This window comes from Pseudonocardia sp. ICBG601 (genome assembly GCF_020496245.1).
Genome location: NZ_JAHLJA010000147.1, coordinates 1 through 17,030, shown reverse-complemented (window position 1 = coordinate 17,030; position 17,030 = coordinate 1). Strand labels below are relative to the sequence as shown.

General features: G+C 72.1%; 13 protein-coding genes and 1 pseudogene. 11 read left to right on the top strand and 3 right to left on the bottom strand.

The features are described 5' to 3' along the window. Positions 1-3: 3 nt before the first annotated feature. The 10 genes from nuoF to KPL57_RS28950 are packed head-to-tail and all read left to right on the top strand — an operon-like array spanning position 4 to position 13,003. On the top strand, positions 4-1,353 hold the full coding sequence (nuoF, locus tag KPL57_RS28995; RefSeq protein WP_226353905.1) for an NADH-quinone oxidoreductase subunit NuoF: 1,350 nt from the start codon (positions 4-6) through the stop codon (positions 1,351-1,353). Beyond that, positions 1,350-3,791: an NADH-quinone oxidoreductase subunit G gene (locus tag KPL57_RS28990; protein WP_226353904.1), complete on the top strand. Its 2,442-nt coding sequence runs from the start codon at positions 1,350-1,352 to the stop codon at positions 3,789-3,791. The genes nuoF and KPL57_RS28990 overlap by 4 nt, the downstream gene beginning before the upstream one ends. Before the next feature lie 35 nt (positions 3,792-3,826). Next, positions 3,827-5,071 (top strand): NADH-quinone oxidoreductase subunit NuoH, encoded by a 1,245-nt coding sequence (gene nuoH / locus KPL57_RS28985; protein WP_226353903.1) that lies wholly within the window; start codon positions 3,827-3,829, stop codon positions 5,069-5,071. Beyond that, positions 5,072-5,611 carry an NADH-quinone oxidoreductase subunit NuoI gene (gene nuoI / locus KPL57_RS28980; protein WP_020623091.1) on the top strand — a complete coding sequence of 180 codons (540 nt, stop codon included), beginning with the start codon at positions 5,072-5,074 and terminating at the stop codon, positions 5,609-5,611. After that, entirely contained in the window at positions 5,608-6,459 is an 852-nt protein-coding gene (locus KPL57_RS28975; RefSeq protein ID WP_226353896.1) for an NADH-quinone oxidoreductase subunit J, read from the top strand. The genes nuoI and KPL57_RS28975 overlap by 4 nt, the downstream gene beginning before the upstream one ends. Further along, complete coding sequence (nuoK, locus tag KPL57_RS28970) at positions 6,456-6,755, top strand: NADH-quinone oxidoreductase subunit NuoK (RefSeq protein WP_060710483.1); 300 nt, start codon at positions 6,456-6,458, stop codon at positions 6,753-6,755. Before KPL57_RS28975 ends, nuoK begins: the two co-directional genes overlap by 4 nt. A gap of 7 nt (positions 6,756-6,762) precedes the next feature. Further along, the gene (gene nuoL, locus KPL57_RS28965) at positions 6,763-8,715 is read left to right on the top strand and encodes an NADH-quinone oxidoreductase subunit L (protein WP_374203806.1); all 1,953 of its coding nucleotides are present in this window, start codon (positions 6,763-6,765) and stop codon (positions 8,713-8,715) included. Then, on the top strand, positions 8,712-10,367 hold the full coding sequence (locus tag KPL57_RS28960; RefSeq protein WP_226353894.1) for an NADH-quinone oxidoreductase subunit M: 1,656 nt from the start codon (positions 8,712-8,714) through the stop codon (positions 10,365-10,367). Before nuoL ends, KPL57_RS28960 begins: the two co-directional genes overlap by 4 nt. Next, positions 10,364-11,977, top strand: a complete 1,614-nt coding sequence (gene nuoN / locus KPL57_RS28955; protein ID WP_226353893.1) for an NADH-quinone oxidoreductase subunit NuoN — start codon at positions 10,364-10,366, stop codon at positions 11,975-11,977. Before KPL57_RS28960 ends, nuoN begins: the two co-directional genes overlap by 4 nt. A 48-nt stretch (positions 11,978-12,025) precedes the next feature. Next, the gene (locus KPL57_RS28950; protein WP_062403804.1) at positions 12,026-13,003 is read left to right on the top strand and encodes a polyprenyl synthetase family protein; all 978 of its coding nucleotides are present in this window, start codon (positions 12,026-12,028) and stop codon (positions 13,001-13,003) included. Here the strand turns inward: KPL57_RS28950 and rarD are convergent. Next, complete coding sequence (gene rarD, locus KPL57_RS28945; protein WP_226353892.1) at positions 12,979-13,920, bottom strand: EamA family transporter RarD; 942 nt, start codon at positions 13,918-13,920, stop codon at positions 12,979-12,981. The two genes, KPL57_RS28950 and rarD, sit on opposite strands and share 25 nt — an antisense overlap. A gap of 143 nt (positions 13,921-14,063) precedes the next feature. On the opposite strand from rarD, the gene KPL57_RS28940 reads away from it, so the two are divergent. Then, positions 14,064-15,401: a hypothetical protein gene (locus KPL57_RS28940; RefSeq protein WP_226353891.1), complete on the top strand. Its 1,338-nt coding sequence runs from the start codon at positions 14,064-14,066 to the stop codon at positions 15,399-15,401. Between the two features lie 75 nt (positions 15,402-15,476). Here KPL57_RS28940 and KPL57_RS28935 read toward each other — a convergent pair whose 3' ends face one another. Together KPL57_RS28935 and KPL57_RS28930 are read right to left on the bottom strand one after the other, a co-directional pair. After that, the gene (locus tag KPL57_RS28935) at positions 15,477-16,547 is read right to left on the bottom strand and encodes a 2-oxoacid:ferredoxin oxidoreductase subunit beta (protein ID WP_226353890.1); all 1,071 of its coding nucleotides are present in this window, start codon (positions 16,545-16,547) and stop codon (positions 15,477-15,479) included. Beyond that, positions 16,544-17,030: pseudogene (locus KPL57_RS28930) on the bottom strand (2-oxoglutarate ferredoxin oxidoreductase subunit alpha); the annotation flags it as partial. The pseudogene KPL57_RS28930 and the gene KPL57_RS28935, both read right to left, overlap by 4 nt.

Genomic DNA, 17,030 nt, shown 5'->3' with positions numbered 1-17,030 from the left:
CGCATGAGCACCACAGAGCCTGTGCGCAAGCCGGACCCGATCACGCCCGTCCTGACCAAGCGCTGGCTGTCGCCGCGGTCCTGGTCGATCGACACCTACGAGCAGCTGGAGGGCTACACCTCCCTGCGTACCGCGTTCGCCGCCCACCCCGACCAGCTCATCCAGCTGGTGAAGGACTCCGGGCTGCGCGGCCGCGGCGGTGCCGGGTTCCCCACCGGCATGAAGTGGGGGTTCATCCCGCAGGACGACGGCAGCGGCACGGGCCCCGGCGCCAAGCCGAAGTACCTGGTCATCAACGCCGACGAGGGCGAGCCGGGTACCTGCAAGGACATCCCGACGATGATGGCCGACCCGCACTCGCTCATCGAGGGCTGCATCGTCACCAGCTACGCGATCCGCGCGAACTTCTGCGCGATCTACGTCCGCGGTGAGGCGCTGCACTGCATCCGCAGGCTGCGCGCCGCCGTCCGCGAGGCGAAGGCGAAGGGCTACCTCGGCCGCGACATCCTCGGCTCCGGGTTCGACCTGGAGATCGTGGTGCACGCCGGTGCGGGCGCCTACATCTGCGGCGAGGAGACGGCGCTGCTCGACTCGCTCGAGGGCCGTCGCGGTCAGCCCCGGCTCAAGCCGCCGTTCCCGGCGACCGCCGGGCTCTACGCCTGCCCGACCGTCGTCAACAACGTCGAGACCATCGCCAGCGTCCCCGCCATCGTCAACGGCGGTGCGGCCTGGTTCCGCTCGATGGGGCGCGAGAAGTCACCCGGCCCGAAGATCTACTCGGTCTCCGGGCACGTCGAGCGTCCCGGCCAGTACGAGGCCCCGCTGGGCATCACGCTGCGGGAGCTCCTGGAGCTCGCCGGCGGGATGAAGGACGGGATCCCGCTGAAGTTCTGGACCCCGGGCGGCTCGTCGACGCCGCTGTTCACCGCCGAGCACCTCGACGTCCCGCTGGACTTCGAGGGCGCCGCCGAGGCCGGCTCCATGCTGGGGACGACCGCGGTGCAGGTCTTCAACGAGACCGTCTCGGTGCCGTGGGCGGTCATGAAGTGGACCGAGTTCTACAAGCACGAGAGCTGCGGCAAGTGCACCCCGTGCCGCGAGGGCACGTACTGGCTGGTCCAGGTGCTGCAGCGGATGGTGCGCGGCGAGGGCACCTCGACCGACATCGACACCCTGATCGACGTCTGCGACAACATCCTCGGCCGCTCCTTCTGCGCCCTCGGCGACGGCGCGACGAGCCCCATCACCAGCGCCATCAAGTACTTCCGCCAGGAGTTCCTGGACCTCATCGCGGAACAGCCCGATGTGGACCGCCCGGAGCAGCTGGCCGCACTGACCGGAGCGAGCGCATGACCCTCACACCGGAGCGGAACGCCACCGAGGAGACACCCGTCCCCGAGGGCCACGTCCGCCTCACCATCGACGGCCAGGTCGTCGACGCCCCCAAGGGCGAGCTGCTGATCCGCACCTGCGAGCGCCTCGGCATCGTGATCCCGCGGTTCTGCGACCACCCGCTCCTCGACCCGGCCGGCGCCTGCCGCCAGTGCCTGGTCGAGGTGGAGATGGGCGGCCGGCCGATGCCGAAGCCGCAGGCCAGCTGCACCATGACCGTCGCCGACGGGATGGTGGTGAAGACCCAGCACACCTCCGAGCGGGCCGACAAGGCGCAGCAGGGTGTGATGGAGCTGCTGCTCATCAACCACCCGCTGGACTGCCCGATCTGCGACAAGGGCGGCGAGTGCCCGCTGCAGAACCAGGCGATGGCGCACGGCCGGTCGGACTCCCGCTTCGTCGAGACCAAGCGGACCTTCCCGAAGCCGCTGCCGATCTCCAGCCAGGTGCTGCTCGACCGCGAGCGCTGCGTCCTCTGCCAGCGCTGCACCCGGTTCTCCGAGGAGATCGCCGGCGACCCGTTCATCGACCTGCTCGAGCGCGGGGCGAAGCAGCAGATCGGCATCGCCGAGGACCAGCCGTTCCAGTCCTACTTCTCCGGCAACACGATCCAGATCTGCCCGGTCGGGGCGCTGACCAGCGCCGCGTACCGGTTCCGGTCGCGCCCGTTCGACCTGCGCTCGACCCCGGGCGTGTGCGAGCACTGCAGCTCCGGCTGCGCCTCGCGCACCGACTCCCGTCGCGGGACCGTGCTGCGCCGGCTGGCGGGCAACGACCCGGAGGTCAACGAGGAGTGGCTCTGCGACAAGGGCCGGTTCGCCTTCCGCTACACCGGTAGCCAGGGCCGCATCACCCGGCCGCTGGTCCGGCGCGCGGACGGCACGCTGGAGGAGGCCTCCTGGACCGAGGCGCTCGCCGTCGCCGCGGAGGGGCTGCTCGCGGCCCGCGCGGCCGGCGGCATCGGCGTCCTGCCCGGGGGACGGCTGACCGTCGAGGACGCCTACGCCTACGCCAAGTTCGCCCGCGTCGTCGCCGGCACCAACGACATCGACTTCCGCGCCCGCCCGCACTCGGGCGAGGAGCTGGAGTTCCTCGCCGCACACGTCGCCGGCGGAACGCCTCAGGACTCGGTGACCTTCACGGCGGTCGAGAACGCCCCCGCGGTGCTCACCGTCGGCACCGACCCCGAGGAGGAGTCGGGCATCGTCTTCCTGCGCCTGCGCAAGGCGTACCGCAAGCGCGGGCTGCGCCATTTCCAGGTCGGCCCGTTCACCAGCTACGGCGCCGAGAAGACCGGCGCCACCGTGCTGCACGCGGTGCCCGGCGCGGAGGCCGCGGTCGTCGCCGACCCGGGCGCCGACGTCGTCGCCGCGCTGGAGCAGCCGGGCGCGGTGATCCTGGTCGGGGACCGGGCCGCGGAGTCGCCGGGCCTGTACTCGGCGGTGTCCGCGCTCGCCGCCCGCACCGGTGCGGCGATCGGCTGGCTGCCGCGCCGGGCCGGGGACCGCGGTGCGGTCGAGGCGGGCGCGCTGCCCACCCTGCTGCCCGGCGGCCGGCTCGTCACCGACGCCGCCGCCCGCGCCGAGCTGGAGCAGGTCTGGGGCGCCCCCGTCCCGTCCGCCCCGGGCCGCGACGGCGACGCGATCCTCGCCGCCGCCGCGTCCGGTGAGCTGGCCGCGCTCGTGGTCGGCGGGGTCGACCCGCAGGACATGGCCGACCCGACGGCCGCGATCACCGCGCTGCGCGAGGTCGGCTTCCTGGTCAGCCTGGAGATCCACACCTCGGCGGTCACCGAGCTCGCCGACGTCGTCCTCCCGGTCGCCCCGGACGCCCAGCGCTCCGGTGCCTACGTCAACTGGGAGGGCCGCCGCCGCGAGTTCGGCGTCGCACTCGACGCGACCGGCGTGCTCCCGGACTGCCGGGTGCTCGACACCCTCGGCGTCGAGATGGACGCGGACCTGTTCACCCAGACCCCGGCCGCCGCGGCCGGGGAGCTGGAGCGGCTCGGCTCGCGCCGCGCCGGCGGCGTCGCACCGGACCACACGGCGGGCCAGGCCCGGCGTCCCGGCTACGGCCAGGCGGTCCTCGCCACCTCGCGCCAGATGATCGACGACGGCAGCCTCCAGATCGACGAGCCCACGCTCGCCGGCACGGCACGGCGGCCCTACGTCAAGGTCAACGCGGCCACCGCGGAGCGGCTCGCGCTGGTCGAGGGCGCCGAGGCGACGGTCCGCACCGACCGCGGGGCGATCACCCTGCCGGTCGCGCTGACCGACCTGCCCGACGGCGTCGTCTGGCTGCCGACCTGCTCGCCCGGCTCGCACGTCCGCCCCACGCTCGGGGTGGGCCACGGTGACCTCGTGACGGTCGGTCCGGCCGGGAACGGAAGCGCGTCGTGAACCTGTCCCAGGTCCCGCCCACCCCGGTGGACCAGCTGACGCACACCCAGGCGCTGCTCGCCGACGACCCGATCTGGCTGATCCTGATCAAGGTCGTCGGGCTGTTCGCGCTCGGCGTCGTGCTGACCCTGTTCATGATCAACTGGGAGCGCAAGGTCGTCGGCCGGATGCAGCACCGTCCGGGCCCGAACCGGACCGGCCCCGGCGGCTGGCTCCAGAGCCTCGCCGACGGTCTGAAGCTGGCGTTCAAGGAAGACATCATGCCGGCGATGGCCGACAAGAAGGTCTACTTCATCGCCCCGGTCATCTCGACGATCCCGGCGTTCGTCGCCTTCTCCGTCATCCCGTTCGGCGGCGAGGTCACGATCTTCGGCGAGCAGACGGTGCTCCAGCTCGTCGACGTCCCGGTCGGCGTGCTCGTCGTGCTGGCCTGCTCCTCGATCGGCGTCTACGGCATCGTGCTCGGCGGCTGGGCCTCGGGCTCGCCGTACTCGCTGCTCGGCGCGCTGCGCTCGGCCGCCCAGGTCATCTCCTACGAGATCGCGCTGGGTCTGGCCGTCGTCGGCGTCGTCCTCTACTCCGGCTCGCTGTCCACCGCGACGATCGTCGGGGCGCAGGCGTCGGGCTGGTACTTCTGGCTCCTGCTGCCGAGCTTCGTGGTCTTCGTGATCGCGATGGTCGGCGAGACCAACCGGGCCCCGTTCGACCTCCCCGAGGCCGAGTCGGAGCTGGTCGGCGGGTTCCACACCGAGTACTCGTCGCTGAAGTTCGCGCTGTTCTTCCTCGCCGAGTACGTGAACATGGTGACCGTCTCGGCGATGGCGGTGACGCTGTTCCTCGGCGGCGGCATGTGGCCGTGGCCGCTGAGCTTCCTCAACGAGTACGGCTGGATGCAGTTCCTCGCCTTCATCATCAAGGTGCTGCTGTTCCTGTTCGTGTTCATCTGGCTGCGCGGGACGCTGCCGCGGTTCCGCTACGACCAGTTCATGAAGCTGGGCTGGAAGGTCCTGGTCCCGGTCATGCTGGTCTGGATCGTCGCGATCTTCGGCATCCGGGCCTTCGTCAACACCGGCTCGGACAACTACGTGCTGCTGCTGTCGCTGATCGGGTTCGCGCTCGCCGTCGTCCTGGCGGTGGCGTTCCTGCTGCCCGACCGGCAGACCGAGGCGCCACCGGTCGAACCGGCGTCGGACTACCCCGTCCCGCCGCTGGACCTGGTGGTCCCCGACTCACCCCCGAAGCGTCGGAAGGCCGTCACGGCCGGAAAGGACGCGCGCTAGATGTTCGACTTCTTCAAGGGATTCGGCGTCACCTTCTCGACGATGTTCAAGAAGGTCGTCACCGAGGAGTACCCCGAGGACTTCCCGCCCGCCGCGCCGCGCTACCACGGGCGCCACCAGCTCAACCGGCACCCGGACGGGCTGGAGAAGTGCGTCGGCTGCGAGCTGTGCGCCTGGGCCTGCCCGGCCGACGCCATCTACGTCGAGGGCGGGGACAACACCGAGGAGGCGCGGTACTCGCCCGGTGAGCGCTACGGCGCGATCTACCAGATCAACTACCTGCGGTGCATCGGCTGCGGCCTGTGCATCGAGGCCTGCCCGACGCGCTCGCTCACGATGACGAACTTCTACGAGCTGGCCGACGACAACCGGCAGGACCTCATCTACACCAAGGAGCAGCTGATGGCCCCGCTGCTGCCGGGCATGGAGCAGCCGCCGCACCCGATGCGCCTCGGGGAGGACGAGCAGGACTACTACGTCTCCGGCCCGACGCTCGCGAAGGTCAGCGCGCAGGACCAGACCAAGGAGCAGGCGCGATGAGCACCACCGCGGTGCTCGCCCAGGCCGCGGGCGAGGTGAGCACCGGCGAGGCGGTCGCGTTCTGGATCCTCGGACCGGTGGCGCTGGCCGGCGCGCTCGGCCTGGTCTTCGCCCGGCACGCGGTGCACGCCGCGCTGCTGCTGGTCCTGACGATGTTCTCGATCGCGGTGCTGTACATCGTGCAGTCCGCCCCGTTCCTCGGGTTCGTGCAGATCATCGTCTACACCGGCGCCGTGATGATGCTGTTCCTGTTCGTCCTCATGCTGGTCGGACGGGACTCCAAGGACTCGGTGATCGAGGTGCTGCGCGGGCAGCGGGCCGCGGCGCTGGTGTTCGGCGTCGCGCTGGCCGCGCTGCTGGTCGGCGGGCTCGCCCGCGGCCTGACCAGCGTCACCCCCGCGGGGCTGGCGCAGGGCGGGCTCGGGTGGAACGGCAACGTCCCCGGCCTCGGCCGGCTGATCTTCACCGACTACCTGCTGGCGTTCGAGCTGACCGCGGCCCTGCTGATGGTCGCCGCGCTCGGCGCGATGGTGCTGTCCGGCTCGCAGAGCAGCCAGCACACCAAGATCGGCCAGCGCGCGACGGTGCTGAAGCGGCTGCGCGGCGAGCACGCCCGCATCTCCCCGCTGCCCGGCCCCGGCGTCTACGCGACGGCGAACTCGGTCGCGGTCCCGGCGATCCTGCCCGACGGCTCGATCGCCCCGGAGTCGCTGTCGGAGATCATCGAGTCGGTCGCGGTCGACGTGCCGGACACGACGACGCCGGACGCGCACGCGCTGACCGGCCGCCCCGCACCCGACCGGACCGCCGCCTCCGGTGAGGCCGCCGACACCGGGGAGCACCGATGAGGCCCGAGTACTACCTGCTGCTCTCGGCGCTGCTGTTCACCATCGGCGCCGTCGGCGTCCTGGTGCGGCGCAACGCCGTGGTCGTGTTCATGTGCATCGAGCTCATGCTGAACGCGGTGAACCTGACCCTGGTCACGTTCTCGCGCATCAACGGCAACCTCGACGGCCAGGTGATGGCCCTGTTCGTGATGGTCGTCGCGGCCTGCGAGGTCGTCGTCGGGCTCGCGATCATCACGGCCATCTTCCGCACCCGCCAGTCGTCGTCGGTGGACGACGCGAACCTCTTGAAGTACTAGGAGCGCGCTGGTGACCGTCCTTCTCGCACAGGCCGCCCCGCAGGCGACCGGCGCCGCCTCGCTGGCCTGGTTGCTGATCGCGCTCCCCGCGGCCGGTGCACTCGTGCTCTTCCTCGCCGGACGGCGGGCCGACGCCTGGGGCCACTGGCTCGGCGTCGCGACCGTCGTCGGCGCGTTCGTCGTCGGTGTGACGATATTCCTGCAGACCCTCGGCCTGCCCGCCGACGAGCGGCTGCGCGAGCAGTCGCTGTGGTCCTGGATGTCCTCCGGTGCGCTGGAGGTCGACTTCGGGCTCCGGATCGACACGCTGTCGCTGACGTTCGTCCTGCTGATCACCGGGGTCGGCGCGCTCATCCACCTCTACTCGGTGGGCTACATGAGCCACGACCCGAACCGGCGGCGGTTCTTCGCGCAGCTGAACCTGTTCGTCGCCGCGATGCTGGTGCTGGTCCTCGGCAACAACTTCGTGATGCTCTACCTCGGCTGGGAGGGCGTCGGCCTGGCGTCGTACCTGCTGATCGGCTTCTACCAGGACCGGCCCTCCGCGGCGACGGCGGCGAAGAAGGCGTTCCTGATGAACCGGGTCGGCGACGTCGGCCTGGCGATCGCGATCTTCCTGCTCTGGCTGGAGCTCGGGACCCTGCAGTACACCGAGGTCTTCGCCCGCATCGGCGAGGTCGGCGGCGGCACGGTCCTCGCGATCACGCTGCTGCTCCTGCTCGGTGCCTGCGGCAAGTCCGGCCAGTTCCCGCTGCAGTCCTGGCTCCCGGACGCGATGGAGGGCCCGACCCCGGTCTCGGCCCTGATCCACGCGGCCACGATGGTCACCGCGGGCGTCTACCTCATCGCCCGGGCCTCGCCGATCTACAACCTGTCCGAGACCGGACGGCTGGTCGTCGCGCTCATCGGTGTCATCACGCTGATGATCGGCGCGATCATCGGCTGCGCCTACGACGACATCAAGAAGGTCCTGGCCTACTCGACGGTCAGCCAGATCGGCTACATGATCCTCGCCGTCGGGCTCGGGCCGGCCGGCTACGCGCTGGGCATCCTGCACCTGCTGACGCACGGCTTCTTCAAGGCCGGGCTCTTCCTCGGCGCCGGTTCGGTCATGCACGCCATGAACGACGACGTCGACATGCGCCGCTTCGGCGGCCTGTGGCGGAAGATGCCGGTCACCTTCGTGACCTTCGGCCTCGGCTACCTCGCGCTGATCGGCTTCCCGTTCCTGTCCGGCTACTTCTCCAAGGACGCGATCATCGAGGCCGCGTTCGCCCAGGAGGGCTGGCAGGGCTGGGTGTTCGGCGGGCTCGCGACGCTCGCGGCCGGTCTGACCGCCTTCTACATGACCCGCCTGATGATCATGACGTTCTTCGGTGCGGAGCGCTGGCGGACGGTGCAGTCCACCGACGGCCGCGACTACCACCCGCACGAGTCCCCGGCGACGATGACCGTCCCGATGATCGTGCTGGCGGTCGGCTCCGTCTTCGGCGGCGGCGTGCTCTACGGGATGATCCCGGAGTGGCTCGCCCCGGTCGTGGGGGAGCGCCTCGAGCTCGAGGGCGGCGCCCTGCCGCACGCGGTGATCCCGTGGCTGGTGGTCGGGGTCTCGCTGCTCGGCGTGCTGGCGGGCTACCTGTTCGTCGGCCGCTCCCCGGTGCCGGTGGAGCGCCCGCAGCGGGTGTCGCCGGTCGTCGCCGCGGCCCGTGCCGACCTCGGCGCGAACGCCTTCAACGAGGCGTTCATCGAGCGGCCCGGCATCGTCCTCACGCGGGCGCTCGCCTGGTTCGACGACCGCGGGATCGACGGGGCCGTCAACGGCACCGCGTCGGCGTTCGGCGGCGGTTCCAGCCGCCTGCGCCGGCTCCAGACCGGCTTCGTCCGGTCCTACGCACTCTCGATGCTCGGCGGGGCGGTCATCGTCGTCGCCGCGATGCTGGCGGTGAGGTTCGTCTCATGACCCCCCTGGACACGGCTCCCATCGTCCCCGGCTCCGGGGGCAACCCGTTCCTGATCGTCCTGCTGCTGGTGCCGGTCGTCGGCGCGCTGGTCATGTACCCGCTGCGCGCCAACACCGGGCTCGCGAAGGCGGTCGCGATGGCGACGGCGCTGCTGGAGCTGGTGCTCGTCGTCGTCGCGTGGGCGCTCTACTCCATCCCCGCGGCGCAGGCCGGCGCCCGGTTCCAGCTCGAGTTCTCGATGTCCTGGATCCCCGCGTTCGGCACGCACATCGCGTTCGGCGTCGACGGCATCGCGCTGGCGCTGATCGGGCTCACCGCGTTCCTGGTACCCGGCCTGATGCTGTTCGCGTGGGCGGAGAAGCTGCCCGAGGGCCGCTCGGCCGCCGGGTACTTCGCGCTGCTGCTGGCGACCCAGGCGACGCTGGTCGGCGTCTTCGCCGCCACCGACGTCTTCCTGTTCTACGTCTTCTTCGAGGCCATGCTGGTCCCGATGTACTTCCTGATCGGCCGCTTCGGCGGGCCGCGCCGGCAGTACGCGGCGGTCAAGTTCTTCCTGTACTCGCTGCTCGGCGGCCTCATCATGCTGGCGTCGCTGATCGGGCTGTTCGTGGTCAGCGAGCAGCAGCTGGGCCAGGGCACGTTCACCTGGGCCGACCTGCAGGCGATGGCGTCGAGCGTGCCGGAGTCGACCCAGATCTGGCTGTTCCTCGGCTTCTTCGTCGCGTTCGCGATCAAGGCGCCGCTGGTGCCGTTCCACACCTGGCTGCCCGACGCCGGTGCCGAGGCCCCGATCGTCGGCGCGGTGCTGCTGGTCGGCGTGCTGGACAAGGTCGGCACCTACGGCTTCCTGCGGTACCTGCTGCCGCTGTTCCCGCAGGCGTCGCAGACCCTGGCGCCGCTGGTGCTGGTGCTCGCCGTCGCCGGGATCGTCTACGCCGCGCTGCTCGCGGTCGCCCAGACCGACATGGGCCGGTTCGTCGCCTACACCTCGGTGGCGCACTTCGGCTTCATCGCGCTCGGGGTGTTCGCGTTCTCCTCGCAGGCCTTCGCCGGCGCGACGCTCTACATGGTCAACCACGGTCTCTCGACCGGCATGCTGTTCGTCATGGTCGGCGTGCTGATCAGCCGCGGCGGCTCGCGCCGGATCGCCGACTACGGCGGCGTCGCGAAGCTCGCCCCGGTGATGGCGGGCTGCCTGCTGCTGGCCGGGATGAGCTCGCTGGCGCTGCCCGGCACGAACTCGTTCGTCTCGGAGTTCCTGGTGCTGGTCGGCTCGTTCCCGAACCGGCCGGTGTTCACCGTGATCGCGACGATCGGCATCATCTTCGCCGCGCTCTACGTGCTGTGGTTCTACCAGCGCACGATGCAGGGCCCGGTGCGCGGCACCGCGGTCATGGCGGCGCTGGAGCGCGGTGGCGCGGGCGGCCCGGGGTCGATGATCGACCCGGCGGTCGCCGCGCAGCGCAAGGGCTCCGGCTTCCCCGACCTCACGGGTCGTGAGATCGGCGTGCTCGTGCCGCTGATCGTCGCGATCGTGGTGCTCGGCTTCTACCCGGGCCCGGTGCTCGACCTGATCAACCCGTCGGTGACGGCGACGATGACCGAGCTCGGCCTGCCCGACCCGGTCGTCGCTGGAGGGATCGCTCGATGAGCTCGTTGGTTCTCCCCGCCCAGGTGGCTCCGATCGAGATGCCCGCGGTCGACTGGGCGGCCACCGCGCCGCTGTGGATCGTGTTCGCGGGTGCCTGCGTGTCGGTGCTGCTGGAGGCGTTCCTCCCGCGGCACCAGCGCTGGCCCGTCCAGGTCGTGCTGACCGGGCTGACCCTGGTCGCGGCGCTCGTCGCGCTGGCCGGGTACGCGCTCGGGTCCCCGGCGGCGGTGCTGACCTTCGGCACTGCGCTGTCGGTGGACGCGCCCTCGCTGTTCCTGTGGGGCACGCTGATCGTCCTCGCGATCCCCAGCCTGCTGCTGATCGCGGACCGGTCGGTGGAGCCGGGCGGGGTGTTCGTCGCCTCGGCCGCCGAGCGGGCCGCGGTCCGCTCCGGCGGCGGCCCGGCCACCCCAGCCGGCGGCGAGCACGTCGACCGCTCCTACGGGGCGCCCGACGAGACGCCGACGATGCAGACCGAGCCGTTCCCGTTCGTGCTGTTCGCGCTCGGCGGCATGATGGCGTTCGTCGCGGCGAACGACCTGCTGACGATGTTCATCGCGCTCGAGGTCCTGTCGCTGCCGCTGTACCTGATGTGCGGGCTGGCGCGGCGCCGTCGGCTGCTGTCGCAGGAGTCCGCGGTCAAGTACTTCCTGCTCGGCGCGTTCGGCTCGGCGTTCTTCCTCTACGGCATCGCGCTGCTCTACGGCTACGCGGGCTCGGTGCGGCTCTCGGCGATCTCCCAGGCCGCCGCGGGCACCCTGGCGTCGGACACGCTGCTGTTCGCGGGCTTGGCGCTGCTGCTGGTGGGGCTGCTGTTCAAGGGCTCGGTCGCCCCGTTCCACACCTGGACCCCGGACGTCTACCAGGGCGCCCCGACGCCGGTCACGGCGTTCATGGCGGCCTGCACGAAGGTCGCCGCGTTCGGCGCGATCGCCCGGGTGCTCTACGTCGGCTTCGGCAGCACCGTCTGGGAGTGGCGCGGCGTGCTGTGGGTCGTCGCGGTCGTCTCGATGGTCGTCGGCGCGGTGCTGGGGCTCACCCAGACCGACGTGAAGCGCATGATCGCCTACTCCTCGATCGCCCACGCCGGGTTCATCCTGCTCGGCGCGATGGCGCTGACCCCGCAGGGCACGTCCGGGCTGCTGTTCTACCTGCTGGCCTACGGCTTCACGACGGTCGCGGTCTTCGGGATCATCTCGCTGGTCCGCACCGGCGACGGCGAGGCCTCGGACCTGGCGGCCTGGGCGGGCCTGGCGAAGCGGTCGCCGCTCGTCGCCGGGATCATGACGTTCCTGCTGCTCGCGCTCGCCGGCATCCCGCTGACCAGCGGGTTCACCGCCAAGTTCGCGGTGTTCTCGGCGGCGTCGGCGGACGGCATGGTGCCGCTGGTGGTGATCGCGCTGGTCGCGTCCGCGGTGGCCGCGTTCTTCTACCTGCGCATCGTGGTGCTCATGTACTTCCGGGAGCCCGCCGAGGACGGTCCGGCCGTCGTCGTGCCCGGGGCGTTCACCACCGTGGCCATCACTCTGGGCACGCTGGCGACCCTCGTTCTCGGGATTCTTCCCACACCCGTCCTCGAATGGGCCGCCAGCGGCGCGTTCTCGGGCTGACGTTCGTAGGCTGTGGGGGTGGAGACACAGAGTGTGGCCGGGATCCGGATGGCCGATCCGGTCCTGGCCGAGGCCACCGCTGACGGGCTCAAGCGGGTCGAGGACCTGCTGCACCGCGAGGTGCACAGCGACTACGAGTTCGTCACCGAGACCTCGTTGCACCTGATCGACGCGGGGGGCAAGCGGTTCCGTCCGCTGTTCACGCTGCTCGCGGCGCAGGTGGGACCGCATCCCGAACGCGACGAGGTGATCACGGCGGCCGCCGTGGTGGAGCTGATCCACCTGGCGACGCTGTACCACGACGACGTGATGGACGAGGCGTCCATGCGGCGGGGTGCGGAGTCCGCGAACTCGCGCTGGGACAACTCGATCGCGATCCTGACCGGGGACTTCCTGTTCGCGCACGCGTCGCGGCTGGTCGCCGACCTGGGCCCGGACGCGGTGCGGATCATCGCCGAGACGTTCGCACTGCTCGTGACCGGTCAGATGCGCGAGACCCGCGGCCCCAAGGCGTCCGACGACCCGGTGCAGCACTACCTGCGGGTGGTCGCGGAGAAGACCGGGTCGCTCATCGCGACCTCGGGCCGCTACGGCGGCATGTTCTCCGGCGCACCGGCCGAGCACGTCGAGGCGCTGCGGACCTTCGGCGAGGTCATCGGGGCGGCCTTCCAGATCTCCGACGACATCATCGACATCGCGTCGCCGTCGGACGACTCGGGCAAGACGCCCGGCACCGACCTGCGCGAGGGCGTGCACACCCTTCCGATGCTCTACGCCCTGCGCGACGGCGACGACTCCGCCGACGCGCGCAGGCTGCGGCAGCTGCTGGCCGCCCCGATCAGCGACGACGACGAGGTGGCCGAGGCGCTGGAGCTGCTCCGCTCCGGTGACGCGCTGGTCAAGGCCCGCGAGACCGTCGCCGGGTACGCCGACCGGGCGCGCGCCGAGCTGGCGGTGCTGCCGCCGTGCCCGGCGATCGAGGCGCTGCGGACGCTGACCGACTACACGGTGGAGCGGGTGGGCTGAGGCGCCGGAGGGCGTCGCCGTCGCAGCAGGTCGACGGTGAACACCACCAGCGCCAGCCACACGAGGGCGAACCCGGCCCAGCGGGCCGGGGACATCGTCTGCCCGACCACCAGCACGCCCCACAGGAACTGCAGCGTGGGGTTGATGTAGAGCAGCACCCCGAGGGTCGTGAGCGGCAGCCGTCGCGCCGCGGAGCCGTAGAGCAGCAGCGGCAGCGCCGTCGCCGGGCCCGCGGACAGCATGAGCAGCAGGTGCCACGGGCCGTGCCCGGTGAACGTGCCGCCGCCGGAGAGCTGCAGGACGAGCAGGAACACCGCGGCCGGCACGACGAGCACGAGGCCCTCCGCGGTCAGCCCGGCCGCGGCGGGCAGCGGCGCGGTCGCCTTGAACAGCCCGTAGATCCCGAACGAGCAGGCCAGTGCCATCGACAGCCACGGCACCGTGCCGTTCCCGACGGCGATGACGACGACGGCCGTCGCCGCCAGCCCCAGCGCCACCCACTGCGCGGGCCGCAGCCGCTCCCGCAGGACGAGGACGCCGAACAGCACCCCGACCAGCGGGGTCATGTAGTAGCCGAGCGCGGACTCGACGACCAGCCCCACCGACACGCCCCAGATGAACAGGCCCCAGTTCACCGCGATGAACACTGCGGCGGCGGCCGTCGCGAGCCATCCGCGGACACCGAGCCCGCGCACGTCGCCCCAGCCGCGCAGCACGGTCAGTACCAGCGACATCAGCACCGCGGTCCACAGCACGCGGTGGGCGAGCACCTCCAGCGGCGCCGCGGGGTCCAGCAGCGGCCAGAACGCCGGGAACAGGCCCCACAGGACGTACGCGCCGACGCCCGCGGTGAGCCCGGCGGGATTCCGCTCACTCCGTTCGGGTGTGGTTCGTTCGGGGGAACGGGCGGCGGTCATGGTCGCTTCGGGTGGTCGGTCACGGGCACGATGATCCGGTACGGGTGTGCTCCCGCGCGAGACGACGGCGGGGCGGGCACGATCCGTGATACCAAGCACGGCGACAGCGGTCCGGGACGGTCCCGGGCGGACGGAGGTCCGGCATGGGCTGGATGTGGGTACTGCTGGCGGTGCTCGTGGTTCTGGTGGCGGCGGGGGTACTGGTGTCCCGTCGCCGCGGGGGGACCGTCGAGGGCGGTCCGGAGGCCACGGGGACGCCCGACACGGCGGAGGTGCCCGGCGGGCCGGGCCCGGGGCGCGACCCCGGGACCGTGGGGCTGTTCGACACCGCGGGGGTGGTCGACCCCTCCGCTGCGGCGGCCGGGGCGCACACGCCGTCGCCGGACGTCGCAGCGCCGCCCTCCCCGGCGGACGGTGCGGGGGAGTGGTCCGGCCCCGGGGCGACCGCGGGCGGGCCCACCGGGACCGGCGATGCACCGGGCGGGCACGGGCCGGCCGGCGGGACGGGGGCCGACCCGGCGCCCGGGACCCGGCCGGCGGACGTCGCGCCCGGAGCCACGGCGACGGCCCCGGACGGGTCCGGTCCGGAGGTGTCGGGTCGCGGTGCCGACGGAGACGGAGCCGACGGGGACGGCGTCACCGCGGGCGGGACCGGTCCGGGCGGCGCCGACAGGCCCACGACCGGCGGTGCCGTTGCCCTGTCCCAGGACGGTGCGGCTCACGACGGCGCGGCCCCGGACGGTGCGGTCCACGACGGCACAGCCTCGGACGGTGCGGTCCACGACGGCACAGCTCCGGACGGCACAGCCTCGGACGGCACAGCCTCGGACGGCACAGCCCCGGACGGTGCGGCCCACGACAGCGCGGCCCACGACAGCGCGGCCCAGGTCGGCGCGGCCCACGACGGTCCGGCTGACGAGGGCGCGGCCGACCCCGTCCCGGCTCCGGGCGGGCCGGGTGGCGCCGCCGCGACCGCGGACGCCGCCACGGCCCCCGCGGTCCCCCTCCCGCGCCCCGAGAGCGACCTCGCGCCGCAGGACGGACCGGCCGAGGACGAGGAGCCGGCCGGCCGCCACGCCCTGCGCGACGACGTCGAACCGGCCCCGCTGCCCGAGCCGGGCCCCGCGCCGGCCGACGACGGCCCGCCCGCACCGCTGCCGATCCCGTCGCGGCCGCGACAGGGCGCCGGTGGCTCGGCGCTGGCGGCGCTCGACTCCCGGATCATCGGCCCGTCCGCGGCGTCCGCGCCGCTGCCCCCGGGCGTGCGTCCCGGCCCGTACCCGGACTCGGTGCTCGCACCCACCGACGGCGGCGACCCGCCCGAGACGCACCGGGTGAAGGTGCACAGCGGGTCGCGGCGGTTCCACCCGCCGGAGTCGCCGTACTACGTCCGCACCCGCGCGGACCTGTACTTCACCGCGGAGGGCGCCGCACGGGCGGCCGGGTTCATCGCGTGGCACGAACGTCCCGGGGCCCGCTGAGGCCGCCACCCCCGGACACACGACGGCCCCGGTACTCCGAGGAGTACCGGGGCCGTCGTCCGTCGCGGGCCGGATCTAGACGATGGTCCAGGTGTCGCGGCCGTTGAGCAGGGCCTGCAGGTCCGCGTCGGGCTTGGCGTCCTTGGCGGCCTGGACCTGGGCGCGGGCGGCGTCGTCGTAGGTGGGGCGGTCGGTGTTGCGGAACACCCCGGTGACGGTGTGGGTGAGGTCCTGGTCCGAGAGCCGGGACAGGGCGAAGGCGAGCTCGTGGTCGGCCTGGTCGTGGACCACGATCTGCGCCGCGTCGACCGTGGCGGTCTCGACGACCTTGAGCTTGAACCCGTCCTGGACGACGGCGTGGGAGCCGCGGCCGTCCTCGCCCGGGGTACCGAAGGTGATCGGCTCGCCGTGGACGACGGGGATCAGCCGGTTCTCGGTGTCGCCCTTGCGGAGCACGTCGAAGCTGCCGTCGTTGAAGATGGGGCAGTCCTGGAAGATCTCGACCAGGGCGGAGCCGCGGTGCTCGGCGGCGGCCTGCAGGACCGCGGTGAGGCTCTTGCGGTCGGAGTCCAGGGCGCGTCCGACGAAGGATGCTTCGGCACCGAGGGCCAGGGAGATCGGGTTGAACGGGTGGTCCAGCGATCCCATGGGGGTGGACTTGGTGACCTTCCCGACCTCGGAGGTCGGGGAGTACTGGCCCTTGGTCAGCCCGTAGATGCGGTTGTTGAACAGCAGGATCTTGATGTTGACGTTGCGGCGCAGCGCGTGGATCAGGTGGTTGCCACCGATGGACAGGGCGTCGCCGTCACCGGTCACGACCCACACCGACAGGTCCTCACGGGAGGTCGCCAGGCCGGTGGCGATGGTGGGGGCGCGGCCGTGGATGGAGTGCATCCCGTAGGTGTTGAGGTAGTACGGGAAGCGGCTCGAGCAGCCGATGCCGGACACGAAGACGGTGTTCTCGCGGCGGATGCCCAGGGTGGGGAGGAACTGGCGGACGGCGGCGAGGACGGCGTAGTCGCCGCAGCCGGGGCACCAGCGGACCTCCTGGTCGGAGGTGTAGTCCTTCGCGGTCTGCTTCGCGTCCGTCGTCGGGACGCCGTCGAGGCCGCCGATGGACGGCAGGCCCAGGTCGGTGGCGGTCATGCCTGCGCTCCAGTGGTCTCGTTGGCGATGTCGGACGCCGACTCCGGGTGCTTGCCGGTGAGGTAGTCCAGGAACACGTCCTGGAGCTCCTCGGCGCCGAAGGGGAGCCCGGCGACCTTGGTGTAGCTCTTGACGTCGACCAGGTGCTCGGCGCGCAGCAGCATGGCGAGCTGGCCGAGGTTCATCTCGGGGCAGAGCACCGTGCGGTAGCCGCCCAGGATCTCGCCGAGGTTGGCCGGCATCGGGTTGAGGTTGCGCAGGTGCACCGTGGCGACCGAGTGGGCCCAGCTTGCGCACGCGCCGCGCCGCGGCGTTGATCGGGCCGTAGGTCGAGCCCCAGCCGATGACGAGGAAGTCCGCGTCGCCGTCGGGGTCGTCGACGACCAGGTCGGGGACGGTGATGCCGTCGATCTTGGCCTGGCGCAGGCGGACCATGCGGTCGTGGTTGTCGGGGTCGTAGGAGATCGAGGCCGCGTCCGTCGG